The organism is Albimonas sp., from assembly GCF_055129145.1.
In genome coordinates, this window is the sequence record NZ_JBSRTQ010000193.1 from 1 (window position 1) to 6759 (window position 6759).

Annotated in this window: 6 protein-coding genes; all 6 read right to left on the bottom strand. The window is 69.4% G+C overall.

What is annotated here, in order from left to right:
• Positions 1-82: 82 nt before the first annotated feature.
• Positions 83-772 (bottom strand): RluA family pseudouridine synthase, encoded by a 690-nt coding sequence (locus ACTB72_RS19685; protein WP_463038720.1) that lies wholly within the window; start codon positions 770-772, stop codon positions 83-85.
• 110 nt (positions 773-882) lie between these two features.
• Positions 883-1680 carry an ABC transporter permease subunit gene (locus ACTB72_RS19690; RefSeq protein WP_463038721.1) on the bottom strand — a complete coding sequence of 266 codons (798 nt, stop codon included), beginning with the start codon at positions 1678-1680 and terminating at the stop codon, positions 883-885.
• A gap of 7 nt (positions 1681-1687) precedes the next feature.
• A complete protein-coding gene (locus ACTB72_RS19695) occupies positions 1688-2557 on the bottom strand; it encodes an ABC transporter permease subunit (protein WP_463038722.1) in 870 nt (289 codons plus the stop codon).
• A gap of 25 nt (positions 2558-2582) precedes the next feature.
• Positions 2583-3722, bottom strand: coding sequence for an ABC transporter ATP-binding protein (locus tag ACTB72_RS19700; protein WP_463038723.1), 1140 nt, complete (start codon positions 3720-3722; stop codon positions 2583-2585).
• A 20-nt stretch (positions 3723-3742) separates the two neighbouring features.
• Complete coding sequence (locus ACTB72_RS19705; protein WP_463038724.1) at positions 3743-4855, bottom strand: polyamine ABC transporter substrate-binding protein; 1113 nt, start codon at positions 4853-4855, stop codon at positions 3743-3745.
• 208 nt (positions 4856-5063) lie between these two features.
• Positions 5064-6759, bottom strand: a 1696-nt coding sequence (locus ACTB72_RS19710; protein WP_463038725.1) for an ArnT family glycosyltransferase, incomplete at its 5' end; no start/stop codon positions are given.

Consider the following 6759-nt stretch of genomic DNA (forward strand, 5'->3'; position numbering starts at 1 on the left):
CCGCCTGACCGCGCCGCGGGCGAGACGGCGCCGCCGGCGCGCGGGTCGTCGCGGCGCTCCCGGCCTCGCCGCCCGCACGCCCTCAGAACGGCGCGGGCGCGGAAAACTCCAGCCAGGCGCCGCCGTCGGGATGGCGCAGGCGCAACCGCTCGGCATGCAGCTGCAACCGCTCCGCCGCCCCGAAAACCGCATCGTCGCCGTAAAGCGCGTCGCCCAGGATCGGATGGCCCATCGCCGCCAGATGCACCCGCAGCTGATGGCTGCGCCCGGTCAGCGGATGCAGGACGAGGCGGGAGGCGCCCCCGCCCGGCTCCACACCGGCCCGCACCCAGTCGGTCACCGCTGCCCGGCCCGCCGCGTCCACCTTCTGCCGGGGCCGCGCCGGCCAGTCGGTCATCAACGGCGCTTCGATCCGCCCGGCCTCCGCGCCCGGCGCGCCGCGCACCCGGGCCACATAGGTCTTTTCGATGACCCGCCGCTCGAACTGCAGGCCCAGATGGCGCTGCGCCGCCGGGCTGCGGGCCAGAACCACCAGCCCCGAGGTGTCCATGTCGATGCGATGCACGATCCGCGCGCCCGGAAACGCCGCCTCGGCCCGCGCGGCGAGACAATCGGCCAGGGCCGCCGCCTTGCCCGGCACCGTCAGCAGCCCCGAGGGTTTTTCGAGCACCAGCAGCGCCGCATCCGCATGAACCACGCGCAGAGGTCCCGAGGGCGGCGCATAGGGCCGGTCGCGGAGCGGCGGCAGGACGAGCGGGGCAAAAAGGTTCATCCCCCCGCATCCCCGAGCCGGCCGGTTGACGCAAGCCCCCCCGCGCCGAAGGCCGCTTGCGGCCGGAGACATCGAAATGCCCGGAACGGGCGCCGAAAAATCCCCCGCCCTCAGCCCTTGCCGGTCTTCGCCATCCGCCAGGCCGCCAGCCCCACGCAGGTCGCCACCACCAGGATCAGAAGCGTCGCCAGCGCGTTGATCTCCGGCGTCACCCCGAGCCTGACCTTGGAGAACACCACCATCGGCAGCGTGCTCGCCCCCGGACCGCTGACGAAACTCGCGATCACCAGATCGTCGAGCGACAAGGTGAAGCTCAGCAGCCAGCCCGACACCAGCGCCGGGGTCAGCGCCGGCAGGGTCACGTCGAAGAATACCCTGGGCTGGCGGGCGCCGAGGTCCATCGCCGCCTCCTCCACCGACACGTCCACATCCGACAGCCGCGCCTGCACGATCACCGCCACGAAGGCCATGCAGAAGGTCGAATGGGCGATGACGATGGTGTCGATCCCGCGCTCCGCCGGCCAGCCCAGCAGGCTCTCCATCGAGATGAAGAGCAGCAGCAGCGACAGGCCGGTCACCACCTCGGGCATCACGATCGGCGCCGTCGCCATCCCCGACAGCAGCAGCCGGAATCGGAACCGCCCGAAGCGGGTCATCGCGTAGCCGATCAGCGTGCCGAACACCGTCCCGATGCTCGCCGCCATCGCCGCCACTTTCAGGCTGACCCAGGCGGCGCCGAGGATCTGGTCGTTGGACAGAAGCTCCCCATACCACTGCACCGACCACCCGCCCCAGACCGAGGCGAGCTTGGAGGCGTTGAACGAGTAGATCACCATGATCGCGAGCGGCACGTAGAGCAGGGAGAACCCCACGCCCGCACCCACCAGCAAGGGCCAGCTGCGTTTCATCGCGCCGTCACTCCTTCCCGCCGAGCGAATTGCGCACGAACATGATCGGGATCACCAGCAGCGCCAGCATGGCGATGGCCACCGACGAGGCCAGCGGCCAGTCGCGGTTGTTGAAGAACTCGGTCCACAGAACCTTGCCGATCATCAGCTGGTCCGGCCCGCCGAGCAGCGCCGGAATCACGAATTCGCCCACCGACGGGATGAACACCAGCAGCGACCCCGCGAGGATCCCCGGCATCGACAGCGGCAGGGTGACGGAGACGAACGCCTTCCAAGGCTTCGCGCCCAGATCATGCGCCGCCTCCAGCAGCGCGCCGTCCAGCTTCTCCAGCGTCGAATAAAGCGGCAGGATCATCAGCGGCAGATAGCCGGTGACGATGCCCGCATAGACCGCGAAATCGGTCTGCAGCATGGTGACCGGACCGATGCCGATCAGGCCGAGCGCGGAGTTGATGAACCCGGTCGGGCTCATCAGCCCGATCAGCGCGTACATGCGCAGCAGAAACGACGTCCAGAACGGCAGGATCACCAGCATCAGCAGCAGGTTGCGATACTTGGACCGCGCGATCAGCAGCGCCATCGGATAGGCGATGATCAGGCAGATCACGGTAGAGACGAACGCCACCCAGATCGAGTTCATGTAGGCGGTGATGTAGAGATCGTCCTCGGCCAGGAACGTGTAGTTCCCGAAATTGAGGGTGACGGTCAGCAGCCCGTCGGCCCAGTCCAGCAGACTGGTATAGGGCGGCCGCGCGATGGCGCTTTCCGAGAAGCTGACCCGCAGCACCACCAGAAACGGCATCAGGAAGAACAGCCCCAGCCAGAACACCGGGGCCGCCACCACCAGCGCCCGGCCGCGGCGCAGGAGCCAGCTCATGCCCGCTCTCCGCAGCGGCGCGCGCTCATGAGGTCAGCGCCACGCCGGCGTCCTCGGCCCAGGAGATCCATACCCTCTCCTCCCAGGTCGGGGCCGCGTCGTCGTGCCGTTCGCGGTTGGCCAATGTCGCGCGCACCCGCAGGCCGGAGGGCAGGACCACCCGGTAATGGGTCAGCCCGCCCATATAGGCGATGTCCTCGACCACGCCCTGCGCCTTGCCGCCGATATCGACGCCGAGCATTCCCTCGGGCGGCTCGCGGCGCAGCACGATCTTCTCGGGGCGCACCGCGACCCAGACCGTCTGCCCCTCCTGACACGACATGCCGTGATGCACATGGATCGAGCCGCCCAGCGCGTCGGAGGCGATGCCGACATGGTCGGGATGATCCTCGACCACCTGGCCCTCGAAGATGTTCACCGAGCCCACGAAATCCGCGATGAAGCGGTTGCGCGGGAATTCGTAGAGGTCGCGAGGCTTGTCCACCTGCTCCAGCCTGCCGAGGTTCATCACCCCGATGCGGGAACCGAGCGTCATCGCCTCCTCCTGGTCATGGGTGACCACGATGAAGGTGGTGCCGAGGCTGTCCTGGATGTCCATCAGCTCGAACTGGGTCTCTTCGCGCAGCTTCTTGTCGAGCGCCGAGAGCGGTTCGTCCAGCAGCAGCGCCTTGGGCTTCTTGGCCAGCGCCCGGGCCAGCGCCACCCGCTGCCGCTGCCCGCCCGAAAGCTGGGCGGGCTTGCGATGACCGAAGTCCGAGAGCTTCACCAGGTCGAGCATGCGGCGCACCTGCGTCTCGATATCGGCGCGGTTCATGCCGTCCTGCTTCAGCCCGTAGGCGATGTTCTTCGCCACGCTCATGTGCGGGAACAGCGCGTAGGACTGGAACATCATGTTGACCGGCCGGTCCCAGGGCGGGACCGAGGTCATGTCCTGGCCGTCGATCTCGATGCGCCCTGAGTCCGGCGTCTCGAACCCCGCCAGCATCCGCAGCAGGGTCGACTTGCCCGAGCCGGAGCCGCCGAGCAGGCAGAAGATCTCCCCCTCCGCCACGTCGAGAGAGACCTGGTCGACGGCCCGGAAGCCGTCGAAGGTCTTGACCACATCCTGGATGCGGATGAAGGCGCGGTCCGACTTCGGACCGCGCAGGATCGCGGGAGCGGCCACGGCCGGGGCCCCGCCGACCATCACTGACCGGTCTTCACGGAGGTCCAGGCCCGGTTCAGCAGCCGGTCGGACTTCGAGTCGTAGACCACCGAGACATAGAGCTTCTTCTTCGCCGCGTCGGTCGGATAGATCCCCGGATCGGAGGTGATGTCCTCGTCGACCAGCGGCGTCGCTGCGGCGTTGCCGTTGGCGTACCAGACGTAGTTGGTGATGTCGGCGGCGATCTGGGCGTCCATGATGAAGTTGAGGAACTTCAGCGCGTTCTCGGGATGCGGCGCGTCCGAGGGAATGGCCATCATGTCGAACCACATCAGCGCGCCTTCCTGGGGCACGGTGTAGGCGATCTCGACCCCGTTGTCGGCCTCGTCGGCGCGGTCGCGGGCCTGGAACACGTCGCCCGACCAGCCGACCGACAGGCACACGTCGCCGTTCGCCAGATCGTTGATGTACTGCGAGGAATGGAAGTAGCGGACATGGGGCGCGATGGACTTGAGCAGCGCCTCGGCCTTGTCGATGCTCTCCTTGTCCTGCGCGCCCGGATCGATGCCGAGGTAGTTCAGGGCCGCGGGGATGATCTCCACCGGCGCGTCGAGCATGGTGATGCCGCAGTCGGCGAGCTTCTCGGCGTTGGCGGGATCGAAGACCAGCGACCAGCTGTCGGTCGGGGCGTCGGCGCCCAGCCGCTCCTCGATCTTCTTGACGTTGTAGCCGATGCCGGTGGTGCCCCACATGTAGACCACGGCGTGCTTGTTCTCGGGATCCCAGGCGGCCACGCGGGCGCTGATCTCGGGATCCATGTTCTCGAGATTGGGCAGCTTGGACTTGTCCAGCTCCTGGAACACGCCGGCCTGGATCTGGCGGGCGAGGAAGGAGCCGGTCGGCACCACGACGTCGTAGCCGGTGGATCCGGCCATCAGCTTGGCCTCCAGCACCTCGTTGGTGTCGAAGACGTCGTAGGTGACCTTGATGCCGGTCTCGGCCTCGAATTTCTCGATGGTGTCTTCGGCGATGTAGTCGGACCAGTTGTAGACGTAGAGCACCGGCTCTTCGGCCGCGCCGGCGCCCGCCGGGATGAACGCGGCGGCGCCGGCCGTCAGGGCGGCCAGGAGGGCGGAAGTCGGTTTCGTGGTCATGCGCGAAGGCTCCCCTGTGCGATGCGCCCGCGCGGCGCGGCGGGACGGTTCATCGGAAAGACTAGGGCGGGCTTCGCAGGCGGGAAAGAGTTAACTTTAGGCGAAAGCGGCGACGGGCGCGGCGTTTGGGCGCCCGTGCGCCCGCGGGGCGGGGGCGTGGCGCGCTTCGCGGCGCCCCGTTGGCGTTTCGCGGGGGATTCGCAGGGGCTCAGTAGCCCTCGAACCCCTCGACCAGCCACAGCGAGTAGCTGACCGCCCGATCCTCATGGGTGCGGAATTCGCCGGTGCCCAGCGGCACGGCCGACTGGAAGCGGGCGGCGATGTCCTCGGCCAGCGCCTCCCCCTCCACCGCCAGCAGGAAGATGCGCGCGTCGCCGGCTTCCAGCCGGGAGCGGAACTCGAAATGGTTGGAGACGCGGCCGTCCGGATCCCAGATCGCCGCGTCGCCGAAGCCGATTCCGCCCTGGAACAGACATTCCGACAGGCGCCGGCGGTCGTTGGACAGCAACGCGTCGGCGCCCTCCCCCTCCAGCGCGCTCAGCGCCGCCTCGCAGAACGGGCCGCCGATTCGCATCTTCTTGAACGGATCGCCGGCGCGGGGCAGGTCCTGCGCCCAGACCGAATAGATCGCGCCGAGGCCCAGCACCGCGGCGAAGGCCACGCCCCCGATCCAGGCGTTGACCCGCAGCGCCCGGTCCCAGTCCCGCGCCATCAGGTAGCGCGCGGCGAGGATCGAGCCCGCCACATAGGCCGGCGCCGCCCAATTGGGCTGGGCCTGGGACATCAGCGCCTGCGCGCACATGATCGCCAGCAGCGGCGCGGTCTGCCAGGCGAGCAGCCGCGCCTTCCAGTCCGACCGCGCCTCGGGCCGGGCGAAGGCGGCGAGCGCGGCCAGGATCGCGGCGAAGGCGATGGGGCCGATGACGCCGAACTGGGCGCCGAAGAATTCGCCGAGCTCGCCCGGATGAACCAGGCCGCGGTCGGGCCGGATCTCGGCGTTCTCGCCCAGATGGGCGAAGGTGACGAAGCCGTGGCCGGCGTTCCAGATCAGGTTGGGGGCCAGCACCGCGAGCGCCGCGCCGGCGGCGATCAGCGCGCCCTTGCGCCGGGTGGGCGCCATGGGGCGTTCGCGCGACAGAAGCGCGTAGCCCAGCGCCCCGCCGACGAAGGCGACGCCGGTGTATTTCGCCATCATCCCCGCGCCGACGCCGACGCCGATCATCACCCACCAGAGCCAGGGCTCGGGGGTCTTCTTGCCGGGCCGCACCTCCGCCACCCGCACCATGGCGTAGAGCGCCAGCGCCCAGCCGGCCATCATCGGCGGGTCGGTGGTGATCAGCAGGGCCGAGATCGAGACGCCGGGCGCCGCCGAATAGACCACGGCCGCCCAGAATCCGGTGCGCGCGTCGAAAAGCCGGCGGGCGGTGAGGAAGATCAGCGCGCCGATGGCCAGATGCGCCAGCGGCGCGAAAAAGCGCAGGCCGAACAGGGTGTCGCCGAACAGCGAGGTCGACAGCTCGATCAGCCAGCCGACCATCGGCGGCTTGGAATAATGCCCGAAGGCGAGCTCGCGCCCGTAGGCCCAGTATTGCGCTTCGTCGAAATGCACCGGAATCAGCGCCAGGCCGTTGATGGCGAGGCGAAGCAGGCAGAGGCCGAGCAGCAGCCAGATCGTGCGGTCGCGCCAGAGCGCCGCCTGCGCCGCCTTGGTCAGGGGCTTGCGGGCGGGTCGGGCCCTGACCGCGTCCGCCGGCTTGCGCGGCGCCCGCGCGCGGGCGGGGGTCCGGGCGGCATCGGCCTTGCCCGTGGACTCGGTCCCGTCGGTGGTCATGGGCGCCGTCCTGAGCTTGGCGCCGCGGGCCTCGCGCGCACGGGCCGCGCAGGTCCCGACGCCGGCGCGCGGG

Coding starts and splice junctions, on each gene's coding strand:
- ACTB72_RS19695 (WP_463038722.1), bottom strand. CDS start 2,557: ATGAGCTGGCTCCTGCGCCGCGGCCGGGCGCTGGTGGTGGCGGCCCCG.
- ACTB72_RS19685 (WP_463038720.1), bottom strand. CDS start 772: ATGAACCTTTTTGCCCCGCTCGTCCTGCCGCCGCTCCGCGACCGGCCC.
- ACTB72_RS19690 (WP_463038721.1), bottom strand. CDS start 1,680: ATGAAACGCAGCTGGCCCTTGCTGGTGGGTGCGGGCGTGGGGTTCTCC.
- ACTB72_RS19705 (WP_463038724.1), bottom strand. CDS start 4,855: ATGACCACGAAACCGACTTCCGCCCTCCTGGCCGCCCTGACGGCCGGC.